The organism is Bradyrhizobium sp. ma5, from assembly GCF_042258955.1.
GTDB lineage: Bacteria > Pseudomonadota > Alphaproteobacteria > Rhizobiales > Xanthobacteraceae > Bradyrhizobium.
Map to the genome: position 1 here is coordinate 942,190 of NZ_CP170156.1, position 20,600 is coordinate 962,789.

The window sequence follows — 20,600 nt, forward strand, 5'->3', positions numbered from 1 at the left end:
CGGCAATATAAGGCTGGACGGCCGCGTCATGACGTTCAATATTGAACAGCTGATTGGCCAGAAATGAACAACGGCGCGGGCGGCAACATGGACTGGGAGCTTTGCAAGACGTTCGTCGCGGTGGCCGAGACGCGCAGCTTCGCCGGCGCGGCGCGGCGGCTGCGCATCAGCCACCCCACCGTCGGGCGCAACGTCGCGGCACTGGAGAAGCAACTCGGAACTCGCCTGTTCGCCCGTTCGAATGACGGCCTGTCGCTGACATCGCATGGCCGCAAGTTCCGCGAGCACACCGAGGTGATGGCGGCTGCGGCGCTGCGCGCGGAGGCGGCCGCGTCCGCCACCGGGGAGCAGGCCCGCGGCGTCGTGAAGCTGTCGATCGGCGCGACGCTGGCAGCGCATTGGCTGATGCCGCGCCTCGGGCCGTTCCTGCGCGATCACGCCAACATCCAGCTCGAGATCATCACCCACCCGTTTCCGGCGAGCGTGCGGCGCCGCGAGGCCGACGTGGTGCTGCGGCCGGTCGATGCCGGAGACGAGAACCTGATCGGGCGCAAGATCGGACGGCTCGGCGCCGGCTTCTATGCGTCACGCGGATATGCGGCCGGGCGCAAGCTGCCGGAGCGGCCGGACGAGTGGCGAGGGCACAGCGTGATCGGGTTCGCCGACCAGGCCTCGAATGCGCGGCTGGCGCGGTGGAGCGACGTCATCACGCGGCAGGGCACGCTGGTGATGCGCTGCTCCTCGCAGGGCGACATGCTTGCGGCGGCGCGGGCCGGGCTCGGGATTTGCGCGCTGTCCTGCCTGGTCGGGGCCGACTATCCCGATCTGGTTCGGGTCGCGCCGCAGAAGCTGTCGAGCCTCTCCGATCTCTGGCTGCTCGCCCATCCCGACCTGGTCGAGCTTCCCTCGGTGCGCGCCGTCATCGGCTTCGTCACCGATTGCGCGCGCGAGGACCGCATCAGGCTGCGCGGTTAGTGCGTTCTCGAGCGAAGTGGATACCGGTTCGCGTCAAGAAAACGCGTCAAGACGAAAATCTGGAGCCCGCTCCGATTCCATCGGAACGGAAGATGGCTCTAGTACGTATTTTCAGGCGCGGGCCCGCCATAACGTTGCCGCGAGCAACATGAAGGCAGCGCAAGTCCACAGCGCCTGCCAGTTCTCTGGCCCTTCGTTGAGCCCAGTGTAGATTGCCGCTGCAACGAAAATGCCGGCAAACATCGATTCCGCGAGAGGGCGGTTTCCCTTCCCGGGAGGATTGAGCAGCGTCAAGGTTGCAAAAGGCACTGCCGCCATCGTGAGGGGGGCGAACGGAAAATCGATGAAGCGCGGGTCGAAGATAAGGCCGAGTGCGGTCGCTGTGCCGATCACGGCGGTGACCATCAAGGCCAATCCGTGCATCGTCACCAGTATCGATTCAGTGTGGTAGCCCTTCGGACCCAGCAATTCGGCAAAGCTGGGCGGCGCGCGACCCGACATCAGGGCGTTGGCGCCGAACACCGGCGAGGCCGTTGCCGCCACAAGAAGCGAGCCCCACACAAGCCAGCCTCCGGTGCCGTAGCTCTCATAGACCAGTCGTTGCGCGGCGACCCCGAACAGGATTCCGGCTGTGGTCGCAGAGAGAGTGACCGCAAGCCATGACACGAGCCTTGCTTCCTTTGGCTCCCTCGGCTTGCGCAAGGTCAGCCATGCCGCGCCGAACACCAGGATCGCCAGCGCCATTCCGCTGCACATTTGCAGTTTCCAGAACGGAAAATTACTGATCGGCACTCCAGCCGGATATTTCAGCGTGCGTTCTTCAGAATCGAACAGGCCCCAGGAGCCACCGACCGTACCTTCGATCTCGCGCTTCCATCCCTCATCGTACGCTTCGAACAAATTGACGCGGAAATGCTCGCGCCGGGCAAGGTCGAGCACCTCCGAGACCACGCGTGCCTGATTGACGCGCGACGGCAGCGCGGACTCGCGCATGCGCCCCTCGCTCGGCCAACCTACTTCTCCGATAAAGATTTCCTTGCCCGGAAAAACCGCCGCGATCTGCCGGCGCATCTCGTCAGCGTGAGCGGCGGCACGTTCCGCGGGGATTGGGATATTCTCCCAGTATGGCAGGATGTGAATCGTGATGAAGTCGACGACGTCAGCAAGTTCGCGATTGCTCAGCCAGAACTCCCAGACGTCGGCATAGGTGACGGGAACGCTGACCTGCGCCTTGATCGAGCGGATCATGGCAGCGAGGTCGGACGCCGCCATTTCCTTGCGCAGCAGAACTTCGTTGCCGACCACGAGCGCGATGATCGTGTCGGGATATTGCTTGGCGAGGCGGATCGCCGTTTCGACCTGCGTTGCATTCTTCTTTCGGTCTCGATCGATGAAAATGCCCTGAATGACCTTCAGCCCGGCCTTGGCTGCGAGCCCGGGGATCTGGTCGAGACCGAGATCGGTCGCATAGGTGCGGATGCAGTCGGATATCTTCGCGAGTTGCGCGAGGTCTTCTGCTATCTGTTCCGGCGTGACCTGCGTCGCGGGAGCAAGTGATGTCTGATTGTTGCGGAACGGAGCGTAGGAGATGCACTGGACTTTATCGCTCGGATCGATCGGAGCGCGCACCAGGCTGACCGGGATGCCCAGCCACCACCACGCCGCGGCGATAGCCCCGAGGGTTATCAGGAGAAGCGTCAGTGGGATGCGAAGCGATACCAGGTCTGTCCTCCTTGCTGGAAGGATGTGCTGGGCAAAATGGGCGAGGCCGGCAAAGTGAATAAGTATTCGTCTACGGATGCTATATCACGCGTTCACGCAGTTGGAATGTTTTCTCCACGACCTACTTCGCGCCGGCGATCACGCCTTCGCGATTCCTGAGCACGCGATAATAGGCCCACCACAGATGCGCGGCGGCGCCGCGCAACGGACGCCACGGCTCGGCGAGCGGTGCCATCTGCTTCGGCGTCGGCCGCTCCTTCAGCCCGAGTCCGACCTTGACCGCTTCCTGCACGGCGAGGTCTCCCGCCGGCCAGGCATCGCCATGGCCGAGGCAGAACAAGAGATAGACGTCGGCGGTCCACGGGCCGATCCCGGGCAGCGCGGTCAGCGTGTTGTGCGCGGCATCGGCCTCTTCGTTGGCGAGCACGTCGAGGTTCAGCCGCTCCTCGGCGAGCTCGCGCGCGATGTGCTTCAGCGTCTTGATCTTGGCCGCCGAGAGCCCGAGCCGGCCGAGCCGGTCGGCGCGCGCCTTGCGAATCGTATCATGGTGGAACGGGTCGAACGCCTGGCTGACACGGCCCCAGATCGCAGCAGCACTCGCGGTCGACAACTGCTGGCCGCAGACGATCGCGGCAAGTCCCGCAAACCCCGGCTCGCGCTGCCGGATGGCCGGCATGCCGGTCAGTTCGAGGATCGGGCGCAGCCGTCGATCCTGGTCGACCAGCTTCTGGATGGCCTCATCGAGGTCGGCCTGGGTTTCGAGATGGATCAGCATTGCGGGATCTGCATTCGGCTTGTCATGCGCGGGCTTGACCCGCGCATCCATCTCCTATCGTAACAGAGTCTTGTCCAGCCGCATGGTCCGGAAAAGTGGAAACCGGTTTTGCTTCGCGACAAACGCCAGGCGTTTGCGCGAAGATCATGCCCACCAAGGATCGCCGGGTCCGGCCCGGCAATGACGTGCGATCGAACACCATGCCACCCGTTTTCCGTTTTGCCCCGAGTCCGAACGGCTACCTGCATCTCGGCCATGCCTATTCGGCGCTGCTCAACTACGACCTGGCGCGCGATTCGGGCGGACGCTTCCTGCTGCGGATCGAGGACATCGACGCGACGCGCTGCCGGGTCGAGTTCGAGCAGGCGATCTATGAAGATCTGGCCTGGCTCGGCATCGCCTGGGAGACCCCGGTGCGGCGGCAGTCGGAGCATTTTGCCGCCTATCGCGCGGCGATCGAGCGCTTGTCGGCCGAGCGGCTGGTCTATCCGAGCTTCGAAAGCCGCGCCGAGATCGCGCGGCTGGTCGCGGACCGCGAGTCCGCCTGCGCGTGGCCGCGCGATCCGGATGGCGCGCCGCTCTATCCGGGAACCGCGAAATCGCTCCCGGCCGAGCAGCGCGACCGGCTGATCGGGCAGGGCGGGCCGTTCGCGCTGCGGCTCGACATGGCGGCAGCACGCGCGCGCACCGGTGGCCTGCGCTGGCAGGAGGCCGGCGAGGGTCCGGCCGCCGAGACCGGGAACGTGGCGGCCCGGCCGGAGGCCTGGGGCGACGTGATCCTGGCGCGCAAGGAGACCCCAACCAGTTACCATCTCTCGGTCGTGATCGACGACGCCCTGCAAGGCGTCACCGATGTGGTCAGGGGCGTTGACCTGTTCTGGTCGACTAGCGTGCATCGGCTGTTGCAGGAGCTGCTTGGACTGCCCGTGCCGGCCTACCGGCACCACACGCTGATCCGGGACGCTGCCGGCCAAAAGCTGTCGAAATCGACCCGGGCGACCGGGCTGCGCGAGCTGCGGGCAGAGGGCGCCAGCCCGGGCGATATCCGCCGCATGGTCGGCCTGCTCTAGCGTGCTGCACATGATTTCGGAATAATGGAAGTATGCCGCTGATTTGCCCGACGAGTCAAGTTGCCGAGTCGAATGCCGGTAGCCGCCGGCTACTTTGCATGGGGTTGTTTTCGATATTTTGGTGGCGCGTCCCTGCGACGGCAGGCTATCGCGTATGGCTGTCGGCCAAGTGCCATGTGCGACAGCCCTGCCCGCAAGCGGGTGAGGTACCGCGGGTGGATGGACTGGTTACCATCATCGTGACTTGCCTTGGCTTCACCCAAAGGGCGCCGTGACTCTGCCGCTCCTGGCATGCCATGCTGCCCGCGGGGCGGGGTCACGGAGATCATGGCGAAAGTATCGCGCGGAGGGCGCAGCAAGCGGCGAGCCAAGGGCGAGCCGTCGAAGACCCGCATCGCCAAGACGGTCACCAAGACGGTCGCGAAGCCGGGCCGTAAGCGAACTGCGCCGAAGGCCGGTCCCGGCATGGTCGAGACTGCGCTTGCCGCCTTTGCCCATGAGGTCCGGACCCCGCTGACCGGAATCCTCGCAATCAGCAACCTGCTCGCGACGTCGGATCTCGACGAGCGCGAGCGGCGCTGGGTCGACACCATCAAGGCCGGCGCCGAGCATCTGGCTAACCTTGCGACCCTGTTCGTCGATGCTGCCCGGAGCGAGGGGCCGGGGCTCGAGATCCGGCAGGACTTCTTCGACCTTCGCACGCTGGCGCGCCATGCCGGCGATTCGCTGGCCGGCCGCGCCGCAGCCAAGGGATTGCGGGCCTCGGTCGAGATCTCCGCCAAGTTGCCGGCATTTGCGGTCGGCGATCCCGTCCGGCTGCGGGCGGCGCTGGAGAACCTGATCGACAACGCCGTCAAGTTTACCGAGCAGGGCAGCATCGAGCTGCACGTCGCGCCGGCGCGCGCGGTCAAGGGATCGGCCAAGGGATTGGTCAAGGGCAAGGCGGACGGCAGGATCGGCGTTGCCTTTGCGATCTCCGACAGCGGCATCGGTCTCACGCTATCGGAGGTCAAGCGCCTGTTCCGGCCGTTCTCGCAGGCCAATGTCTCGATCGCCGCGCGGTTCGGCGGCGCCGGGCTCGGCCTTTCCTCGGTCGAGCAACTCGCGCGCGCCATGGGGGGCGACATCGTCGTGGCCCAGCGCAAGGGCGGCGGCGCCGTCTTCACGCTCAACGTGGTGCTGGCTTCAGCCGCAGGACCGGTCGGCGCATCCTCGAGCGAAGGCGCGGCGACGCCGTCATCGCAGGGGCTGCGGCTGCTCAGCGTCGAGGACAATCCGTTCGGTCGCGTCGTGCTCAACACGATCCTGACCGAGCTCGGTCACCATGCCGAATTCATCGGTCAGGGCGAGGGCGCGCCCGATCGCGTCGCGCAGGGTGCCTTCGACGCGGTGCTGATGGACATGGTGCTGCCCGGCATCGGCGGTGTCGAGGCGATCAAGCGCATCCGCGCGCTGCCGCCGCCGCACGGCCGCATCGTGATCGTCGGAATCTCCGGTCGCGCCGAGGACGAGGCCGCGGCGCGCGCCGCCGGCGCCGACGCCTTCCTGGTCAAGCCTGTTTCTCCGCGGGCACTCGCGACTGCGCTGCTTGAAGCGGCACGCCGCGCGGCAGACGGGACTTGATGATCGCCGCGTTCAGCTCGCCGCCGAACACGAAGATCGCGGCGATGAAATACAGGAACACCAGCGCGATCACCACCGAGGCGAGCCCCGCATACATCGTGACGTAGTTGTTGGCGAAGCGCGCCAGATACATGCCGAAGCCGATGCCCGAGATCAGCGAGGCCACTATGGTGAAGATGATGCCGGGCAGGATCTGCGTGAAGCCGCGGCGGCCCGCCGGCAGCCAGGCGTGCAGGATGAAGAGCGCGACGACCAGGGCCAGCACCGTGATGCCGTAACGGGCGGTGTTGAGCAGGCTCTCGTTGGATTCGACGAAGAACGGGATATAGCGCCGCGCCGCCTCGATGATCAGCGGGCCGAGCACGATCAGGAACGCCATCGCAAGCGAGGTGAACGCCGCGACCAGCGTGTAGCCGATCGATTCCAGCCGCAGCCAGTACCAGCGCCGCGGCTCGATCACGGCATAGGCGCGGTTCAGCGCCACCCGCAGCGCCTCGACGCCGTTGGAGGCGAAGTAGACCGCGAGCACCGCGCCGATGGTCAGGATGTCGCCGCGGGTGTTGGTCAGCACGTCGTGGATCTGGCCGGACAGCGCCTCGGCGACCTGCTGCGGCCAGACCTGGAGCAGTAAACCGACGGCCTGGTCGGCAAGCTCCTTGGAGCCGAAGAAGCCGGCCACCGACGTCAGCACGATCAGGAACGGAAACAATGCCATCAGGGTCGACAGCGCGATGTGGCTCGCGATCGCCCAGCCGTCATCGGCGAGGAACGTGTAAAAGGCATCCATCACGACGTCGTAGACGTAACGAAGCTGCTTCACATTCCACCCGGCATTGTCGATAACCGCTCGGTCCGAGGACGGGCCCAGCATCTGATATTACGCGGTGAAAAGCCAGTTGGTTGCATGCGCCGCCTGTGTGGAAGTCCGCGTCCTGCGGTGTTATGTACCGCAGATGACATCTGTCCTCAGCACGATCATTCTCCCCATCGCCGTCGGCGCCGTCGCGCTGGTGCTCCTGCTCGGCCTCGTCAACATGATGAAGGGCGGCTCGCCGAACACATCGCAGAAGCTGATGCGGCTGCGCGTGCTGCTGCAGTTCGTCGCCATCGTCATCGCGATGCTCGCGGTCTGGGCGATGGGGCGGTAGGGCGGTTTCGAGCGACGTGCGCGATGCGCAAACCTTAGGAGATCACGGCCATGGTCGTTCTCAATCGGATCTATACGCGCACCGGCGATGACGGCACCACTGCGCTCGGCACCGGCGAGCGGCGGCCGAAATGCGATCTGCGGGTTGCCGCCTATGGCACTGTCGACGAGGCCAACGCCGCGATCGGCGTGGTGCGGCTGCATCTGGCCGACAGTCCCGAGGTCGATGCGATGCTCGGCCGGATCCAGAACGATCTGTTCGATCTCGGCGCCGACCTTGCAGTGCCCGAGCGCGAGGGCAAGGCTGAGCGTCTGCGGATGCTGGCGAGCCAGGTCGAGCGGCTGGAGCGCGACATCGACAGCCTGAACGACCAGCTTGCGCCCCTGACCTCGTTCGTGCTGCCCGGCGGCACGCCGGCTTCTGCATATCTGCATCTCGCCCGGACGATATGTCGCCGCGCGGAACGGATCATGGTGGAACTCGCTGCCCGGCCGGACGAGACGGTCAATTCCGCTGGCATCCAGTATATGAACCGACTGTCGGATTTCCTGTTCGTCGCCAGCCGCTTCCAGAACAATAAAGGGGCGGGTGACGTGTTGTGGGTGCCGGGCCAGAACCGCTAAACTGGTTCAAAACCGGGGGACGGTTTTTTGGCTTTGCCGCGTTGACCGGGGGGTACGGGACCTTTAGGTTCCGCGCCAGCCAACCGAAACCCATAAAATCAAAGCGAAAGAGGATCGATGAAGGTTCTTGTGCCGGTAAAGCGGGTCGTCGACTACAACGTCAAGGTCCGCGTCAAGAGCGATGGATCGGGCGTTGAGCTCGCCAACGTCAAGATGTCGATGAACCCGTTCGACGAAATCGCCGTCGAGGAAGCGCTGCGGCTGAAGGAAGCCGGCAAGGCGACCGAGGTGGTGGTGGTGTCGATCGGACCGGCGCAGGCTTCCGAGACCATTCGCACCGGGCTTGCGATGGGCGCCGACCGCGGCATCCTCGTCAAGGCCGAAGGCAATGTCGAACCGCTCGCGGTCGCCAAGATCCTCAAGGCGGTGGTCGAGGCGGAGCAGCCTGGCCTCGTCATCCTCGGCAAGCAGGCGATCGACGACGATAGCAATCAGACCGGCCAGATGCTGGCCGCGCTGCTCGGTTGGTCGCAGGCGACCTTTGCCTCGAAGCTCGAGGTCGATGGTTCTGACTTCAAGGTCACGCGCGAAGTCGACGGTGGCCTGCAGACCATCAAGCTCAAGGGCCCGGCGATCGTCACCACCGACCTGCGCCTCAACGAGCCGCGCTACGCGTCGCTGCCCAACATCATGAAGGCGAAGAAGAAGCCCATCGACGACAAGAGCGTCGCTGACTACGGCGTCGATGTGACGCCGCGTCTCGAAGTGCTGAAGACCGCGGAACCGGCAGGCCGCAAGGCGGGCGTCAAGGTCAAGGACGTCGCCGAACTCGTGAACAAGCTCAAGACCGAAGCCGGGGTTCTCTGATGACGACGCTGTTGATTGCCGAACACGACCACGAGACCCTGAAGGACTCGACCAACAAGGCGTTGACCGCGGCGAGCCAGCTCGGCGGCGAGGTCCATGTGCTGGTTGCCGGTGGCGGCCAGGGCACCAAGGCGGCGGCGGAAGCGGCCGCCAAGCTTGCCGGGGTCAGCAAGGTGCTGGTGGCCGAAGGTCCGGCCTATGAGCACGACCTTGCCGAGCCGCTGGCTGCGCTGATCGTCGCGCTGGCGCCTGGCTATGACGCCTTCGTCGCGCCCGCGACCTCGCGCTTCAAGAACGTGATGCCGCGCGTCGCAGCGCTGCTCGACGTCATGCAGGTTTCCGAGATCATCAAGGTCGTCGCGCCCGACACGTATGAGCGGCCGATCTATGCCGGCAACGCGATCCAGACCGTGAAGTCGAAGGACGCCAAGAAGGTCATCACGGTCCGCACCTCGACCTTCGCCGCAGCCGGTGAAGGCGGCGGCGCCGCGATCGAGAACGCCGCATCCGCCGCCGATCCGGGTCTGTCGACGTTCGTCGGCGAGGAAGTCGCCAAGAGCGACCGTCCGGAACTGACCTCGGCCAAGATCATCGTCTCGGGTGGCCGCGCCATGCAGAGCCGCGAGAACTTCGCCAAATACATCGAGCCGCTCGCCGACAAGCTCGGCGCCGGCGTCGGCGCCTCGCGCGCCGCGGTCGATGCCGGCTATGCGCCGAACGACTGGCAGGTCGGCCAGACCGGCAAGGTGGTGGCCCCGGAACTCTATGTCGCGGTCGGCATTTCCGGCGCGATCCAGCATCTGGCCGGCATGAAGGACTCCAAGGTGATCGTCGCCATCAACAAGGATGAGGACGCACCGATCTTCCAGGTCGCCGATTACGGCCTGGTCGCCGACCTCTACCAGGCGGTTCCGGAGCTGACCGAAGCACTCGGCAAGCTCGGAAAGTAAGCGACAAGACACCGGCCGGGTGGCTAAGCTCCGGCCGGTGTTGTTATTTTCGAGGCAATGATCCGGAAACGGTTTTCCGGAAGGATCATGCCCGACAGGGGAAATGGGATCGGGGTGTGATTGCCTGCAATCACATCATGGTCCCGGGAAACGTTTTCCGGCGGATTGGGCAACCCGGAAGGCTTCACTTCGGGTATCGTTGGAATTGGGCAGGCGCGACATGCGCGCCGTTCCGGTGGATGACAAGATGACGGTGGCAATCAAGAAGGTCGGCGTGATCGGTTCGGGCCAGATGGGCAATGGTATTGCCCATGTGGCGGCGCTGGCCGGTTTCGACGTGGTGCTCAATGACGTCTCCGCCGACCGGCTGAAGTCGGCGCTGGCGACCATCAACGGCAATCTGACCCGCCAGGTCGCCAAGAAGGGGATCAGCGAAGGCGAGCGCAAGCAGGCGCTCGACCGCATCGCCTCCGCCGAGACCATCGATGCGCTCGCCGATTGCGATCTGGTGATCGAGACCGCGGTCGAGAAGGAAGAGACCAAGCGCAAGATCTTCCACGACGTCTGTGCGGTGCTGAAGCCGGAAGCGATCGTCGCGACCAACTCGTCCTCGATCTCGATCACAAGGCTCGCTGCCTCGACCGACCGCCCGGAGAAATTCATCGGCATTCATTTCATGAATCCGGTGCCGGCGATGGAGCTGGTCGAGCTGATCCGCGGCATCGCCACCGACGATGTGACCTTCGACACTGCCAAGGCGTTCGTCGCCAAGCTCGGCAAGCAGGTCGCGGTGTCGGAGGATTTCCCGGCCTTCATCGTCAACCGCATTCTGCTGCCGATGATCAACGAGGCGATCTACACGCTGTATGAGGGCGTCGGCAACGTCGAGGCGATCGATGCCGCGATGAAGCTCGGCGCGCACCATCCGATGGGGCCGCTCGAGCTCGCCGATTTCATCGGCCTCGACACCTGCCTGTCGATCATGCAGGTGCTGCATGAGGGGCTCGCCGACTCCAAGTATCGGCCGTGCCCGCTGCTGGTGAAGTATGTCGAAGCCGGCTGGCTCGGACGCAAGTCCCAGCGCGGCTTCTATGACTACCGCGGCGACAAGCCGGTCCCGACGCGGTAATTCGCGCCCTCTCGTCAGATCAGCGCCCGCAACAGCGCAAGCGTCGCGGGCACGAGACCTGCAATCATCGTCACACCAACTCCAAGTCCGAGCAGATGCGCGGTTAGCGCCAGGCGCTGGCTTTGTTTGTGCGCCGTCATTGCAGCGCCTCGCAGGCGCGCTTCAGCCGCCTGCCGGCCTCCTCGATGATCGATGACGGGTTGGCGAAGCTGAGGCGGATATAGGGTGACAGCCCGAGATCCTCGCCGGGAAACACCACCAGATCGGCGTGTTCAAGCAGGTAAGTCGCAAAATCGCGGTCGGTCGCAATCAGCTTGCCGTCGGGCGCGCGCTTGCCGATCACGCCGGCGCAATTGACCAGCAGATAGAACGTGCCTTCGGGCGGCGTGCAGGAGAGCCCGGCGCATCCGTTCACGAGTTCGGCAAAGCGATCACGTCTCGTGCGAAGGATGGCGGCGCGCTCGGCCAGCACATCCTGCGCGCCCTCGAGGGCGGCCACCGCGGCGGCCTGGCTGATCGACGACGCGCCCGACGTGGTCTGCGACTGGATCGCGATCATCGCGCGGATCAGCGCCGATGGTCCGGCGGCATAGCCGATGCGCCAGCCCGTCATGGCGTAGCTCTTCGCGAGGCCGCTGACGGTCAGCGTCCGCGGCTTCAGGCGCGGTTCGATCTCCGCAAGCGTCGGCGCAGGTCGACCATCGAACACGATGTGCTCGTAGAGCCCATCGGCAAGTACCCAGATGTCCGGATGCTGCAAGAGGATCGCCGCGATCCCAGCCAGATCCTCCGTCGAATAGACTGCACCCGAAGGATTGACTGGATTGTTGATCACGATCCAGCGTGTCCGCGCCGATATCGCCGCCCGCAGATCCTCGGCGCGCAGCTTGAAGCCGTTGTTCTGCGCGCACGGCACGACCACTGGCGTTGCGCCCGCCAGCCGCACCTGATCGAGATACGGCGCCCAATACGGCGCGGGGATGATCACCTCGTCTTCAGGCGCCAGCGTCGCCAGCAGCGCGTTGAATAGCGCTTGCGTCGAGCCGTTGGTGATGACGATCTCGTCCGGTCGATAGTCGAGATGATGGTCGCGCAGCAGCGCGGCCTGCACCGCCCGCTTCAGCTCAGGCGTGCCGTCGACATCGGTGTAACGGGTTTCGCCGCGCAAGGCCGCTTCATGCGCCGCCGCGATCACATGGTCGGGTGTCGGGAAGTCCAGATTGCCCGACGACAGCTCGATGATGTCGCGCCCGACGGCGCGCAGTTCACGGGCGCGGCGCCGCAGCACTGATGCGGGTGAGGCCTTGATGCCGCTCATGCGCGGCGAGAGGATCGGTGTCGCGGTCATCGGACGTACTGCGCCTCGCCGTTGCCGAACGACCAGTTCTCCGGAAGCACTTCGACCAGATTGATGAAGATGTCTTCAGTGCGCAGGCCGGGACTCTCCGTCAGCCGTTCGGCGATCCGTCGATAGAGCTTCTGTTTCTGCGTCACCGGGCGGGTGTTGCTGACCGTGATCTGGATGATGACCAGATCGTCGCTGCGCCTGATGCCGAGATAGGCCGCGCCATAGACGAAATCGTCGTCATCGTGCTCGGAGATCGTCATGAAGCGATCGCCTTCCGGCACATCGAAGGTCTCGCGCATCGCGCGATAGAGGCTCTCGAGAATGGCCTTGCGGTAGGCGGCGGGCTTGCCCCGTCGCAGTGAGACGCGGGTCAGGCGGCATGATGTTGTTTCCTGGTGGCAATCGTTGACTGCGCTGATCCTAGGAGTTCGTTGATCATTGAAAAATGGTAAGGTAATGTATTTCAATGATTTCATTTTTAAATGGATGATCATGAAAGCGCTCGACGTCGAGGCGGTGCAGGCCTTTGTCCTGGTGGCCGACCTCAGCAGCTTCACGCGCGCGGCGCAGGTCATGGAGACCACGCAGTCCGCGGTCAGCCTGAAGATCAGGCGGCTGGAAGATGGGCTCGGCCGCCGGCTGCTGGAGCGGACGCCGCGGCTGGTTCGGCTGTCGGCGGAGGGCACTGCCTTCCTCGGCGCGGCGCGCAATCTGGTAGCCGCGCATCAATCGGCGCTCGGGTCGTTTGCGGTCGAGCACCGCCGGCTTGTCGTCGGCATCAGCCACCACATAGTCGGATCGGAACTGGCCTCACTGTTGAAGCGGATGAACACCACCGATCCCGGACTGGTGATTCAGCTGCATGTCGATACGTCGCGCTCAGTGCTCAGCGCATTCGACGACGGCAGGCTCGACGCTGCGATCGTGCTGCGCCACGATGCCAAGCGCCGCGACGGCGACGTGCTGTTCGAAGAACCCTTCGGCTGGATGGCCGCGCCGGATTTTCACCATCGGCCCGGCGAGCCGCTGCGCCTGGCGACGCAAGCCGAGCCTTGCAGCGTGCGCGCCATGGCGGTTGAAACGCTCGACGCTGCCGGCATCGCCTGGACCGAGGCGTTCGTCGGTGGCGGGCTTTCGACCATCGGCGCTGCGATATCCGCAGGCCTCGCCGTCGCCGCGCTGGCGCGCCGGGTGGCGCCGGCGGACACCGTCGACCTCGGGCCGCGACTTGGCCTGCCGCCATTGCCGTCCCGCGACGTCATGCTTCACTCCAAGCTGTCGGATGCGCGGACACGGCAGGCGCTGCGCACCCTCGGCGCGGCCTTCGCCGCGAACGCGGCCTGACCGCGCAAACATTCGCCGCTCCTCAATCTGTCAGGCGACATCCCGCGCGCTTGAGCATGTCACGGATGATCAGCGGCGTGGCCGGCGTCTCGGTCGCTGCCGTGGCCGCCGCGCTTGCGATCGCGTCACGCGCCTGCTGCGCGTCGAGTGTCAGCCGCCGGGCGCAGGGCGGCTGGCCGCGCGCGGCATCGAGCAGCCAGCCGGCGGTTTCGCCGGTGCCGGCCAGATAGGCCGTCAGTGTCTGGCGCACGGTCGGATTGGTCGCGGCCTGGTCCAGCATGGCCCTGACCTGTGCGACCGAGATCTGTCCGCGCGGCGTCGAGGGCTGCGCATGCGCCGCTGTCGTCAGGAGAAGAACGGCGCAGATCGCGTGAGCGGGACGAACGAGCATAATCTCATCTCCTGAGGCAGGTTGACTTGCAGATATTAATTATCGTAAAACAATAATATTAGATCAGCAATCCCGAGGTTGAGCCATGTCCGCGTCCCTCTCGTCAGACCTTTCCCCATCCGCGCGGCCGGCCCGCCTCGAACGTATCCGCGCGCTTAGCCGCGTGCTCGCTTATGCCTGCACCGGCATCTCGTTCGTGCTCGCGGTCGGATTGCTGGCCTACTGGCTGGCGAGCCCGGATGAGGCGATCCTGCGTGATGCAGGCCTGACCGGCATCGCGTTCCACCCGATCGGCTGGCTCGTTCGCCTGATGGGTCTGTTGATCTCGGCGTTGCCGCTCGCCTGTCTGATCTGGGGCTTGTCGCGTGTGCGCTGCGCTTTCACCTCGTTCGCGCAGGGCCGCTTCTTCACGGCGGCAAACGTCGCGGGGTTGCGTGACCTCGCGATCGCGATGCTGCTCTCGACCTTGCTGAAGCCGGTGATCGGCGCGCTGCTTTCAATCCTGCTGAGCTGGCAAACCTACGCGCAGGGCAAGTCCGTCGTCATCGCGCTCGGTTCCGACACGCTGCTGGCGCTGCTGTTCGCGGGTCTGGTTGCGGTGACGGCCTGGGTGATGGCCGAAGCCAATGCGATCGCTGACGAACACGCGCAGTTCGTCTGAGGCGTTGCGATGCCGATCCGGGTCCGGCTCAACGTGATGCTCGCCGAGCGCAACGTGAAATCGAAGGAGCTCGCCGAATTTGTCGGGATCACTGAGGCCAATCTGTCCCTGCTCAAGCAGGGCAAGGTGAAGGGCGTCAGGTTCGATACGCTGGAACGGATCTGCACCTATCTGAAGTGCCAGCCCGGCGATCTGTTGCGCCATGAGGGCGACGATGCGTCAGCCTGACGCGGCCATGCGTTACCCAAGCATTAACTTTCGCGCGCTACGCAAAGGCAAGTTTGGGAGTGCCGCGTATGGACATGATGAGCATGGTGTCGAGCATCCTGTCGATGCAGCAGGGCAATTTGCAGGGTCAGATCGCGACCCGCGTGACCAAGCAGAACCTCGATGCGGAAAAGTTCGCGGTTCAGACCCTGCTCGGCACGCCGTCGACCGCCAATCTGGGTCCCGGCGTCGGCGGTAACCTCAACGCCGTCGCCTGATCAGAATCCTGCCGCGGCCGGGGCTAGCGCCGCCTTCACCAGCTTGATCGCATCGTCGCTCGCCCATTCGGCGGGACCGGCGATATTGGCGATTTCGCAGCCCTTGCCGTCGACCAGCACCGAGGTCGGCATGCCCAGCGCCTTGCCTATGTTCTTAAGATCCTGAAAGACCTTGGCTTTCTGGTCGCTGAAATAACCGAGATTGGTCAGATTGGCTTCCTTCAGGAAGTTCTTCGGCTTGTCCGGGTCGCGGGTGTCGATGTTGATCGCGACCACCTCGAAATCCTTGCCGCCGAGCTTGGTCTGCAGGCTGTCGAGCGCCGGCATTTCCTTGCGGCACGGCACGCACCAGGTCGCCCACAGATTGACCAGCACGGTCTTGCCGCGCCAGTCCGAGAGTTTCTTGGGCTGGCCGTTGGCGTCCTCGAAGGTCAGGTCGGGCAGCCTCAAGGGCGTGGTCGCCATGGTCAGCGCCGCGACCTCGCCATGGGCGAGCGGGGCGATCTTCTTGGCCAGATCCACCGCGCTGTTGCAGGCGATATCGCCGCCGGCGGGATGCCTGAGGCCGGAGACCCCGATATAGCCGATCACGGCCCCGGCCAGCACGGCGCCGATCACCAGCGGGATGCGCCATTTGGCCGTCGGCTTGGCGGTCGGTTCGGATGGGGTCGTCTCGGGCATATCGTTTGTCATCCTGGGTCAGATATGGCTATGCAGTGCCGGGAATACGTCCGGAACCGCCATGCTGTTTCGCCACTACGGCCAAAGAAACAGCACGGCCTGAAATACAAATTCGTGAGCGAGATGTCATGAGCAACAAGATGTGGGGCGGCCGGTTCTCGGAGCGTCCCGACGCCATCATGGAGGAAATCAACGTCTCCATCGACGTCGACCGTCACCTTTACGCCCAGGACATTGCCGCGTCCAAGGCCCACGCCGCGATGCTCGCTGCGCAGGGCATCATCACCTCAGCTGATGCGAAAAATATCGGCAAAGGTCTAGACACGATTTTGTCAGAGATCGGCAAGGGCGATTTCGATTTCAAGCGCGCGCTCGAGGACATCCATATGAATGTCGAGTCGCGGCTGTCCGAATTGATCGGGCCCGCGGCGGGCCGGCTGCACACCGCGCGCTCGCGCAACGACCAGGTCGCGACCGATTTCCGGCTCTACGTCCGCGACACCATCGACGAGACAAATGCGGCGCTGGCCGCGTTCCAGCAGGCGCTGGTCGCCCGCGCGCTGGAGCATGCCGGAACCGTGATGCCGGGCTTCACCCATCTGCAGACTGCGCAGCCTGTGACCTTCGGTCATCATCTCCTGGCCTATGTCGAGATGGCCGGCCGCGACCGCGGCCGCTTTGCCGACGCGCGCAAGCGGCTGAACGAATCGCCGCTCGGTGCGGCGGCGCTCGCCGGCACCTCGTTTCCGATCGACCGCACTGCGACCGCCAGGGCGCTCGGTTTCGACCGGCCGATGGCCAATTCGCTCGACGCGGTGTCCGACCGCGATTTCGTGCTGGAAACGCTGTCGGCGGCCGCGATCTGCGCGGTGCACATGTCGCGCTTCGCCGAGGAGATCGTGATCTGGACCTCGCCGCTGGTCGGTCTCGTCAAGCTCAGCGACAAGTTCACGACCGGCTCCTCGATCATGCCGCAGAAGCGCAACCCGGACGCCGCCGAACTCGTGCGCGCCAAGACCGGCCGCGTGATCGGTGCGCTCACTGCGCTCCTGATCGTGATGAAGGGCCTGCCGCTCGCCTATCAAAAGGACATGCAGGAGGACAAGCAGGGGGCCATGGAGGCGTTCGAGGCGCTGTCGCTCGCGATCCGCGCCATGACCGGCATGGTCGAGGATCTGGTGCCGGACGAGGCGAAGATGAAGGCCGCGGCCGGCGAGGGCTATGCCACCGCGACTGACCTCGCCGACTGGCTGGTGCGTACCCTGAAAATGCCGTTCCGCGACGCCCACCACGTGACCGGGCGCATCGTCGGCCTGGCCTCGGCACAGGGTGTGGCGCTGCACGAGCTGCCGCTCAAAGCCATGCAGGAGGTCGAGCCGAAGATTACGGCAGAGGCGCTGAAGGTGCTCAGCGCCGAATCCTCGGTCAAGAGCCGGACCTCGTTCGGCGGCACGGCGCCGAAGAATGTGATGGCCCAGGCCAAAGCCTGGGCCAAGCGGCTGGAAAAAGAGCGAAAATTGGGCTGATCCGGAAAATTTGGTCGTGATTTCATGGCGCTCCGCCTCTCGCCAGAGCACGCCAATGTTTGTATGGTGCCGCCCAAATTGGGGAATTCGTCGTGATTAGCAAGAACCGCCTGACCCCCTCGGGATGGGCCATCATTGTGCTGAGCGCTGCAACGCTTGCGCTCGGCGGCTGCGGCCGCAAGGGACCGCTCGACCTGCCGCCGACCGCGAACGCCGCGCCGACCGCCGCACCGGGCGACACCGAGAGCGAGCGGGCGGCTCAGCCCAGCGTGTTCAATCCGACCTATGGCTCGGATGCAGCGCCGGCCGCCTCGAAAGGCAATAAACGGTCTTTCGTTCTCGATCCCTTGCTCGGCAACTAATATCTAAAAGCGTGTCATGAACCATTTCGACTATCGCAACGGCGTGCTGCATGCCGAGGCGGTCAATCTCATTGGACTGGCGGAGGCCGTCGGCACGCCGTTCTATTGCTATTCGACCGCGACGCTGGAGCGGCACTACCGCGTCTTCACCGAGGCCTTTGCCGGTGAGAAGGCGCTGGTCTGCTACGCGATGAAGGCCAACTCCAACCAGTCGGTGCTGCGCACGCTGGCCAAGCTCGGCGCCGGCGCCGACGTGGTGTCCGGCGGAGAGTTGAAGCGGGCGCTCGCGGCCGGCATTCCGCCGTCGAAGATCCTGTTCTCCGGCGTCGGCAAGACCGAGGGCGAGCTGCGCGCCGCGCTCGCCGCCGACATCCTCTGCATCAATATCGAGTCCGAGCCCGAGCTCGAGATGCTGTCGCGCCTTGCGGTCGAGATGAAGACGACCGCGCGCATCTCGGTGCGGGTCAATCCCGACGTCGATGCCGGCACCCACGCCAAGATCTCAACCGGCAAGTCGGAGAACAAGTTCGGCATTCCGATCGCGCGCGCCCGCGAAGTCTATGCCCGCGCGGCGAAGCTGCCGGGCATCAAGGTGACAGGCACCGACGTGCATATCGGCAGCCAGATCACCGATCTCGGCCCGCTGGAAGCGGCGTTCCGGCTGCTCGCCGAATTCGTGCAGACGCTGCGCGCCGACGGCCACGACATCTCGCATGTCGATTTCGGCGGCGGCCTCGGCATTCCCTACTACATGGATCGCGCTGCCCCGCCGGCGCCGGCGGCCTATGCCGCTATGGTCAAGCGCGTTACGCATAATCTCGGCTGCACGCTGATGTTCGAGCCGGGCCGGCTGATTGTCGGCAATGCCGGAATCCTCGTCACCCGCGTGATCCATGTGAAGCCGGGCGATGCCAAAAACTTCGTGATCATCGACGCCGCGATGAACGACCTGATCCGGCCGACGCTGTATGAGGCGCATCACGACATCCTGCCGGTGCGCCAGCCTGCGCAGGGCACACCGACCATGGTCGCCGACGTGGTCGGCCCGGTCTGCGAGACCGGCGACTATCTCGCGCTCGACCGTTCGCTGCCGCAGCCGAAGGCCGGCGATCTCCTGGCGATCATGACCGCCGGCGCCTATGGCGCGGTGCAGGCCGGCACCTACAATACGCGGGCACTGGTGCCGGAAGTGCTGGTCAAGGACGACCAGTACGCCGTCGTCCGCCCGCGCATCGACGTCGAAGCGCTGATCGCGATGGACAAGCCCGCGCCGTGGCTGTGATGGCCGGCATCGCGCCTCACTAACGGTGTCGTCCCTGCGAAAGCAGGGACCCATAACCACCGTTCTTGATTGTCGTATTGAGCTGAGGCTCCAGCTCGGCCAAGCCACGAAACCCTGTGGTTATGGGTCCCAGGTCGCGCTTCGCTTGCCCGGGACGACAGCGCTATTTTCGACAGCGTTACTTCGCGGCGTGACTGCCGCCCTTGCTGCCGCCGACGATCACGCCCGCGGCCTTCTCGATCGGCTTGATCGCCGCGGTGAAATCCGAGTCCGGTCCCTCGTCGCGGATGATGACTTCCCAGAGCCGGCCGACCGCTTCGGCGACTTCCATCGACAGCCCGAGCGAGCGCATTTCCTCGACAGCAAGCCGCACGTCCTTCACCATCAGGCCGGTGGCGAAGCCGAAGTCGAAGCTGCGCGGCAGCACCGAACGCGGAAACTTGTCGCGGCTCGCGGTGTTCATCCCCGAGCCTGCGTTGATCACGTCAATCATCACGGCCGGATCGAGCCCGGACTTCACGCCCATCACCACCGCTTCCGAGGTTGCGACCATCGCGGTCGCCGACAGGAAGTTGTTGGCGAGCTTCATGGTCTGGCCGGAGCCCGGCTTGATGCCGATGAAGAACACCTTGCCGATGACGTCGAGCGCGGCCTTCACCAGCTCGAAATCGGCGCGCGGGCCCGACACCATCACCGCCAGCGTACCCTTCTCGGCGCCGGAGACGCCGCCGGAGACCGGGCTGTCGATCTGCACGATGTTCTTCTTGGCAAGGAGATCGTGGATCTTCACCGCCATCTGCGATCCGACCGTGGAGAGATCGATGAAGCGCTTGACGCGCGTGCCCTCGATCACGCCGCCGGCGCCGGTCGCGACCTCGAGCGAGGCCTGCAGCGAGGGCAGGCTCGCCATCACGGTCTCGACGCGGTCGGCGATGTCCTTCGGCGACGTCGCGGCCGCGGCGCCGAGCGCAACCAGCCTGTCGCGCGCGTCCTTGCTCGTGTCGAACACCGTGAGCTTGTGGCCGGCCTCGATCAGCCGGCGCGCCATCGGGAAGCCCATCTTCCCGAGGCCGATGAATCCGATTTCCATATGTCGTTTCCTCTGCGTCCTTATGTGCCGAGCCGCGGGCCCCACATTCGATGTCGTCCGGGCTTTCGCCGGGACGACGATGCGGAGCAGCCGCGCCTCACGCCTTGTTGTCGAGTTCGGCGAACACCTCGCGCGCGATGCGGAAGCTGTCGACGCCAGCCGGGATGCCGGCGTAGATCGAGACCTGCATGAAGATCTCGCGGATCTCGTCGCGCGACACGCCGTTGGTCAGCGCGCCCTTGATGTGCGCCTTCAGTTCGTGCGGCCGGTTCAGGATCGAGATCATGGCGAGGTTGAGCATGCTGCGCGTCTTGCGCGGCAATTCCTCGCGCCCCCAGACCGCGCCCCAGCAATATTCCGTGACCAGTTCCTGGAACGGCTTGTTGAAGCTGTCCGAATTCTTCAGCGCATTGTTGACATAGGCCTCGCCGAGCACCGCCTTGCGGATTTCGAGCCCCTTGTCGTGCGTCTTCTGGTCCATGTCGTTTCCTCATGCGTTTAGGCGTTGGTTCGGCCGGGACGTTACGGGGTCGAACCGCCGCAGTCAC

Annotated in this window: 25 protein-coding genes; 15 read left to right on the plus strand and 10 right to left on the minus strand. The window is 65.0% G+C overall.

Translation table 11 applies throughout. From position 1 onward, the window contains the following. Positions 1 to 87: 87 nt before the first annotated feature. Positions 88 to 975 (plus strand): LysR family transcriptional regulator, encoded by an 888-nt coding sequence (locus tag ACE103_RS04320; protein ID WP_375781004.1) that lies wholly within the window; start codon positions 88 to 90, stop codon positions 973 to 975. A 111-nt stretch (positions 976 to 1,086) separates the two neighbouring features. Here ACE103_RS04320 and ACE103_RS04325 read toward each other — a convergent pair whose 3' ends face one another. Beyond that, complete coding sequence (locus tag ACE103_RS04325; RefSeq protein WP_375781005.1) at positions 1,087 to 2,676, minus strand: glycosyl hydrolase family 17 protein; 1,590 nt, start codon at positions 2,674 to 2,676, stop codon at positions 1,087 to 1,089. A gap of 142 nt (positions 2,677 to 2,818) precedes the next feature. Then, positions 2,819 to 3,472, minus strand: coding sequence for a DNA-3-methyladenine glycosylase (locus ACE103_RS04330; RefSeq protein WP_223974432.1), 654 nt, complete (start codon positions 3,470 to 3,472; stop codon positions 2,819 to 2,821). 200 nt (positions 3,473 to 3,672) lie between these two features. Here ACE103_RS04330 and gluQRS point away from each other — a divergent pair, with 200 nt between their 5' ends. Further along, positions 3,673 to 4,542, plus strand: a complete 870-nt coding sequence (gluQRS, locus tag ACE103_RS04335; protein ID WP_375781006.1) for a tRNA glutamyl-Q(34) synthetase GluQRS — start codon at positions 3,673 to 3,675, stop codon at positions 4,540 to 4,542. A 327-nt stretch (positions 4,543 to 4,869) separates the two neighbouring features. Beyond that, positions 4,870 to 6,165: an ATP-binding protein gene (locus tag ACE103_RS04340; protein ID WP_375778458.1), complete on the plus strand. Its 1,296-nt coding sequence runs from the start codon at positions 4,870 to 4,872 to the stop codon at positions 6,163 to 6,165. Here ACE103_RS04340 and ACE103_RS04345 read toward each other — a convergent pair. After that, on the minus strand, positions 6,092 to 6,952 hold the full coding sequence (locus ACE103_RS04345) for a YihY/virulence factor BrkB family protein (RefSeq protein WP_375781007.1): 861 nt from the start codon (positions 6,950 to 6,952) through the stop codon (positions 6,092 to 6,094). The genes ACE103_RS04340 and ACE103_RS04345 overlap by 74 nt on opposite strands. A 166-nt stretch (positions 6,953 to 7,118) precedes the next feature. On the opposite strand from ACE103_RS04345, the gene ACE103_RS04350 reads away from it, so the two are divergent. From ACE103_RS04350 to ACE103_RS04370, 5 genes are all read left to right on the plus strand, one after another. Further along, complete coding sequence (locus tag ACE103_RS04350) at positions 7,119 to 7,313, plus strand: twin transmembrane helix small protein (protein WP_097673957.1); 195 nt, start codon at positions 7,119 to 7,121, stop codon at positions 7,311 to 7,313. 50 nt (positions 7,314 to 7,363) lie between these two features. Beyond that, complete coding sequence (locus ACE103_RS04355; protein WP_375778459.1) at positions 7,364 to 7,936, plus strand: cob(I)yrinic acid a,c-diamide adenosyltransferase; 573 nt, start codon at positions 7,364 to 7,366, stop codon at positions 7,934 to 7,936. A 117-nt stretch (positions 7,937 to 8,053) separates the two neighbouring features. After that, positions 8,054 to 8,803, plus strand: a complete 750-nt coding sequence (locus ACE103_RS04360) for an electron transfer flavoprotein subunit beta/FixA family protein (RefSeq protein WP_342726232.1) — start codon at positions 8,054 to 8,056, stop codon at positions 8,801 to 8,803. After that, positions 8,803 to 9,753 (plus strand): electron transfer flavoprotein subunit alpha/FixB family protein, encoded by a 951-nt coding sequence (locus tag ACE103_RS04365; RefSeq protein ID WP_375778460.1) that lies wholly within the window; start codon positions 8,803 to 8,805, stop codon positions 9,751 to 9,753. The genes ACE103_RS04360 and ACE103_RS04365 overlap by 1 nt, the downstream gene beginning before the upstream one ends. Before the next feature lie 247 nt (positions 9,754 to 10,000). Next, positions 10,001 to 10,882 (plus strand): 3-hydroxybutyryl-CoA dehydrogenase, encoded by an 882-nt coding sequence (locus ACE103_RS04370; RefSeq protein ID WP_223974232.1) that lies wholly within the window; start codon positions 10,001 to 10,003, stop codon positions 10,880 to 10,882. 14 nt (positions 10,883 to 10,896) lie between these two features. Here ACE103_RS04370 and ACE103_RS04375 read toward each other — a convergent pair whose 3' ends face one another. The 3 genes from ACE103_RS04375 to ACE103_RS04385 are packed head-to-tail and all read right to left on the minus strand — an operon-like array spanning position 10,897 to position 12,529. Then, positions 10,897 to 11,022, minus strand: a complete 126-nt coding sequence (locus ACE103_RS04375) for a hypothetical protein (RefSeq protein WP_375778461.1) — start codon at positions 11,020 to 11,022, stop codon at positions 10,897 to 10,899. Then, positions 11,019 to 12,230 carry a pyridoxal phosphate-dependent aminotransferase gene (locus tag ACE103_RS04380; RefSeq protein ID WP_375778462.1) on the minus strand — a complete coding sequence of 404 codons (1,212 nt, stop codon included), beginning with the start codon at positions 12,228 to 12,230 and terminating at the stop codon, positions 11,019 to 11,021. Before ACE103_RS04380 ends, ACE103_RS04375 begins: the two co-directional genes overlap by 4 nt. Beyond that, positions 12,227 to 12,529 (minus strand): tautomerase family protein, encoded by a 303-nt coding sequence (locus ACE103_RS04385; RefSeq protein WP_375778463.1) that lies wholly within the window; start codon positions 12,527 to 12,529, stop codon positions 12,227 to 12,229. The genes ACE103_RS04380 and ACE103_RS04385 overlap by 4 nt, the downstream gene beginning before the upstream one ends. A 187-nt stretch (positions 12,530 to 12,716) precedes the next feature. Between ACE103_RS04385 and ACE103_RS04390 the strand changes: the two genes are divergently transcribed. After that, positions 12,717 to 13,574 carry a LysR substrate-binding domain-containing protein gene (locus tag ACE103_RS04390; protein WP_223974430.1) on the plus strand — a complete coding sequence of 286 codons (858 nt, stop codon included), beginning with the start codon at positions 12,717 to 12,719 and terminating at the stop codon, positions 13,572 to 13,574. A gap of 22 nt (positions 13,575 to 13,596) precedes the next feature. Here ACE103_RS04390 and ACE103_RS04395 read toward each other — a convergent pair whose 3' ends face one another. Next, positions 13,597 to 13,965 (minus strand): chlorophyllide reductase, encoded by a 369-nt coding sequence (locus ACE103_RS04395; protein WP_375778464.1) that lies wholly within the window; start codon positions 13,963 to 13,965, stop codon positions 13,597 to 13,599. 85 nt (positions 13,966 to 14,050) lie between these two features. Between ACE103_RS04395 and ACE103_RS04400 the strand changes: the two genes are divergently transcribed. From ACE103_RS04400 to ACE103_RS04410, 3 genes are all read left to right on the plus strand, one after another. Then, a complete protein-coding gene (locus tag ACE103_RS04400) occupies positions 14,051 to 14,626 on the plus strand; it encodes a DUF2975 domain-containing protein (protein WP_375778465.1) in 576 nt (191 codons plus the stop codon). 9 nt (positions 14,627 to 14,635) lie between these two features. Next, a complete protein-coding gene (locus ACE103_RS04405) occupies positions 14,636 to 14,854 on the plus strand; it encodes a helix-turn-helix transcriptional regulator (protein WP_223974227.1) in 219 nt (72 codons plus the stop codon). Positions 14,855 to 14,922: 68 nt separating this feature from the next. Further along, positions 14,923 to 15,111: a putative motility protein gene (locus ACE103_RS04410; protein WP_092123268.1), complete on the plus strand. Its 189-nt coding sequence runs from the start codon at positions 14,923 to 14,925 to the stop codon at positions 15,109 to 15,111. Here ACE103_RS04410 and ACE103_RS04415 read toward each other — a convergent pair whose 3' ends face one another. Then, complete coding sequence (locus ACE103_RS04415) at positions 15,112 to 15,792, minus strand: TlpA disulfide reductase family protein (RefSeq protein ID WP_375778466.1); 681 nt, start codon at positions 15,790 to 15,792, stop codon at positions 15,112 to 15,114. Between the two features lie 128 nt (positions 15,793 to 15,920). On the opposite strand from ACE103_RS04415, the gene argH reads away from it, so the two are divergent. The 3 genes from argH to lysA all read left to right on the plus strand — a co-directional run bounded on the left by argH (position 15,921) and on the right by lysA (position 18,962). Next, complete coding sequence (gene argH, locus ACE103_RS04420; RefSeq protein WP_375778467.1) at positions 15,921 to 17,318, plus strand: argininosuccinate lyase; 1,398 nt, start codon at positions 15,921 to 15,923, stop codon at positions 17,316 to 17,318. A 92-nt stretch (positions 17,319 to 17,410) separates the two neighbouring features. Then, a complete protein-coding gene (locus ACE103_RS04425) occupies positions 17,411 to 17,680 on the plus strand; it encodes a lipoprotein (RefSeq protein WP_176533793.1) in 270 nt (89 codons plus the stop codon). A gap of 16 nt (positions 17,681 to 17,696) precedes the next feature. After that, positions 17,697 to 18,962 (plus strand): diaminopimelate decarboxylase, encoded by a 1,266-nt coding sequence (gene lysA, locus ACE103_RS04430; protein ID WP_223974220.1) that lies wholly within the window; start codon positions 17,697 to 17,699, stop codon positions 18,960 to 18,962. 178 nt (positions 18,963 to 19,140) lie between these two features. On the opposite strand, the gene ACE103_RS04435 is transcribed toward lysA, so the two are convergent. Continuing rightward, the gene (locus tag ACE103_RS04435) at positions 19,141 to 20,052 is read right to left on the minus strand and encodes an NAD(P)-dependent oxidoreductase (RefSeq protein ID WP_375778468.1); all 912 of its coding nucleotides are present in this window, start codon (positions 20,050 to 20,052) and stop codon (positions 19,141 to 19,143) included. Between the two features lie 97 nt (positions 20,053 to 20,149). Beyond that, the gene (locus ACE103_RS04440) at positions 20,150 to 20,533 is read right to left on the minus strand and encodes a carboxymuconolactone decarboxylase family protein (protein ID WP_018268955.1); all 384 of its coding nucleotides are present in this window, start codon (positions 20,531 to 20,533) and stop codon (positions 20,150 to 20,152) included. Positions 20,534 to 20,600: the final 67 nt, after the last annotated feature.

What these genes read in the sequence shown, in the direction of transcription:
- ACE103_RS04405 (WP_223974227.1), top strand. Translation starts at nt 14,636, where the DNA reads ATGCCGATCCGGGTCCGGCTCAACGTGATGCTCGCCGAGCGCAACGTG.
- ACE103_RS04400 (WP_375778465.1), top strand. Translation starts at nt 14,051, where the DNA reads ATGTCCGCGTCCCTCTCGTCAGACCTTTCCCCATCCGCGCGGCCGGCC.
- ACE103_RS04380 (WP_375778462.1), bottom strand. Translation starts at nt 12,230, where the DNA reads ATGACCGCGACACCGATCCTCTCGCCGCGCATGAGCGGCATCAAGGCC.
- ACE103_RS04415 (WP_375778466.1), bottom strand. Translation starts at nt 15,792, where the DNA reads ATGCCCGAGACGACCCCATCCGAACCGACCGCCAAGCCGACGGCCAAA.
- ACE103_RS04440 (WP_018268955.1), bottom strand. Translation starts at nt 20,533, where the DNA reads ATGGACCAGAAGACGCACGACAAGGGGCTCGAAATCCGCAAGGCGGTG.
- ACE103_RS04435 (WP_375778468.1), bottom strand. Translation starts at nt 20,052, where the DNA reads ATGGAAATCGGATTCATCGGCCTCGGGAAGATGGGCTTCCCGATGGCG.
- ACE103_RS04365 (WP_375778460.1), top strand. Translation starts at nt 8,803, where the DNA reads ATGACGACGCTGTTGATTGCCGAACACGACCACGAGACCCTGAAGGAC.
- argH (WP_375778467.1), top strand. Translation starts at nt 15,921, where the DNA reads ATGAGCAACAAGATGTGGGGCGGCCGGTTCTCGGAGCGTCCCGACGCC.
- ACE103_RS04395 (WP_375778464.1), bottom strand. Translation starts at nt 13,965, where the DNA reads ATGCTCGTTCGTCCCGCTCACGCGATCTGCGCCGTTCTTCTCCTGACG.
- ACE103_RS04390 (WP_223974430.1), top strand. Translation starts at nt 12,717, where the DNA reads ATGATCATGAAAGCGCTCGACGTCGAGGCGGTGCAGGCCTTTGTCCTG.
- ACE103_RS04355 (WP_375778459.1), top strand. Translation starts at nt 7,364, where the DNA reads ATGGTCGTTCTCAATCGGATCTATACGCGCACCGGCGATGACGGCACC.
- ACE103_RS04340 (WP_375778458.1), top strand. Translation starts at nt 4,870, where the DNA reads ATGGCGAAAGTATCGCGCGGAGGGCGCAGCAAGCGGCGAGCCAAGGGC.
- ACE103_RS04320 (WP_375781004.1), top strand. Translation starts at nt 88, where the DNA reads ATGGACTGGGAGCTTTGCAAGACGTTCGTCGCGGTGGCCGAGACGCGC.
- ACE103_RS04360 (WP_342726232.1), top strand. Translation starts at nt 8,054, where the DNA reads ATGAAGGTTCTTGTGCCGGTAAAGCGGGTCGTCGACTACAACGTCAAG.
- ACE103_RS04385 (WP_375778463.1), bottom strand. Translation starts at nt 12,529, where the DNA reads ATGCGCGAGACCTTCGATGTGCCGGAAGGCGATCGCTTCATGACGATC.
- ACE103_RS04350 (WP_097673957.1), top strand. Translation starts at nt 7,119, where the DNA reads ATGACATCTGTCCTCAGCACGATCATTCTCCCCATCGCCGTCGGCGCC.
- ACE103_RS04330 (WP_223974432.1), bottom strand. Translation starts at nt 3,472, where the DNA reads ATGCTGATCCATCTCGAAACCCAGGCCGACCTCGATGAGGCCATCCAG.
- lysA (WP_223974220.1), top strand. Translation starts at nt 17,697, where the DNA reads ATGAACCATTTCGACTATCGCAACGGCGTGCTGCATGCCGAGGCGGTC.
- ACE103_RS04375 (WP_375778461.1), bottom strand. Translation starts at nt 11,022, where the DNA reads ATGACGGCGCACAAACAAAGCCAGCGCCTGGCGCTAACCGCGCATCTG.
- ACE103_RS04370 (WP_223974232.1), top strand. Translation starts at nt 10,001, where the DNA reads ATGACGGTGGCAATCAAGAAGGTCGGCGTGATCGGTTCGGGCCAGATG.
- gluQRS (WP_375781006.1), top strand. Translation starts at nt 3,673, where the DNA reads ATGCCACCCGTTTTCCGTTTTGCCCCGAGTCCGAACGGCTACCTGCAT.
- ACE103_RS04345 (WP_375781007.1), bottom strand. Translation starts at nt 6,952, where the DNA reads ATGGATGCCTTTTACACGTTCCTCGCCGATGACGGCTGGGCGATCGCG.
- ACE103_RS04410 (WP_092123268.1), top strand. Translation starts at nt 14,923, where the DNA reads ATGGACATGATGAGCATGGTGTCGAGCATCCTGTCGATGCAGCAGGGC.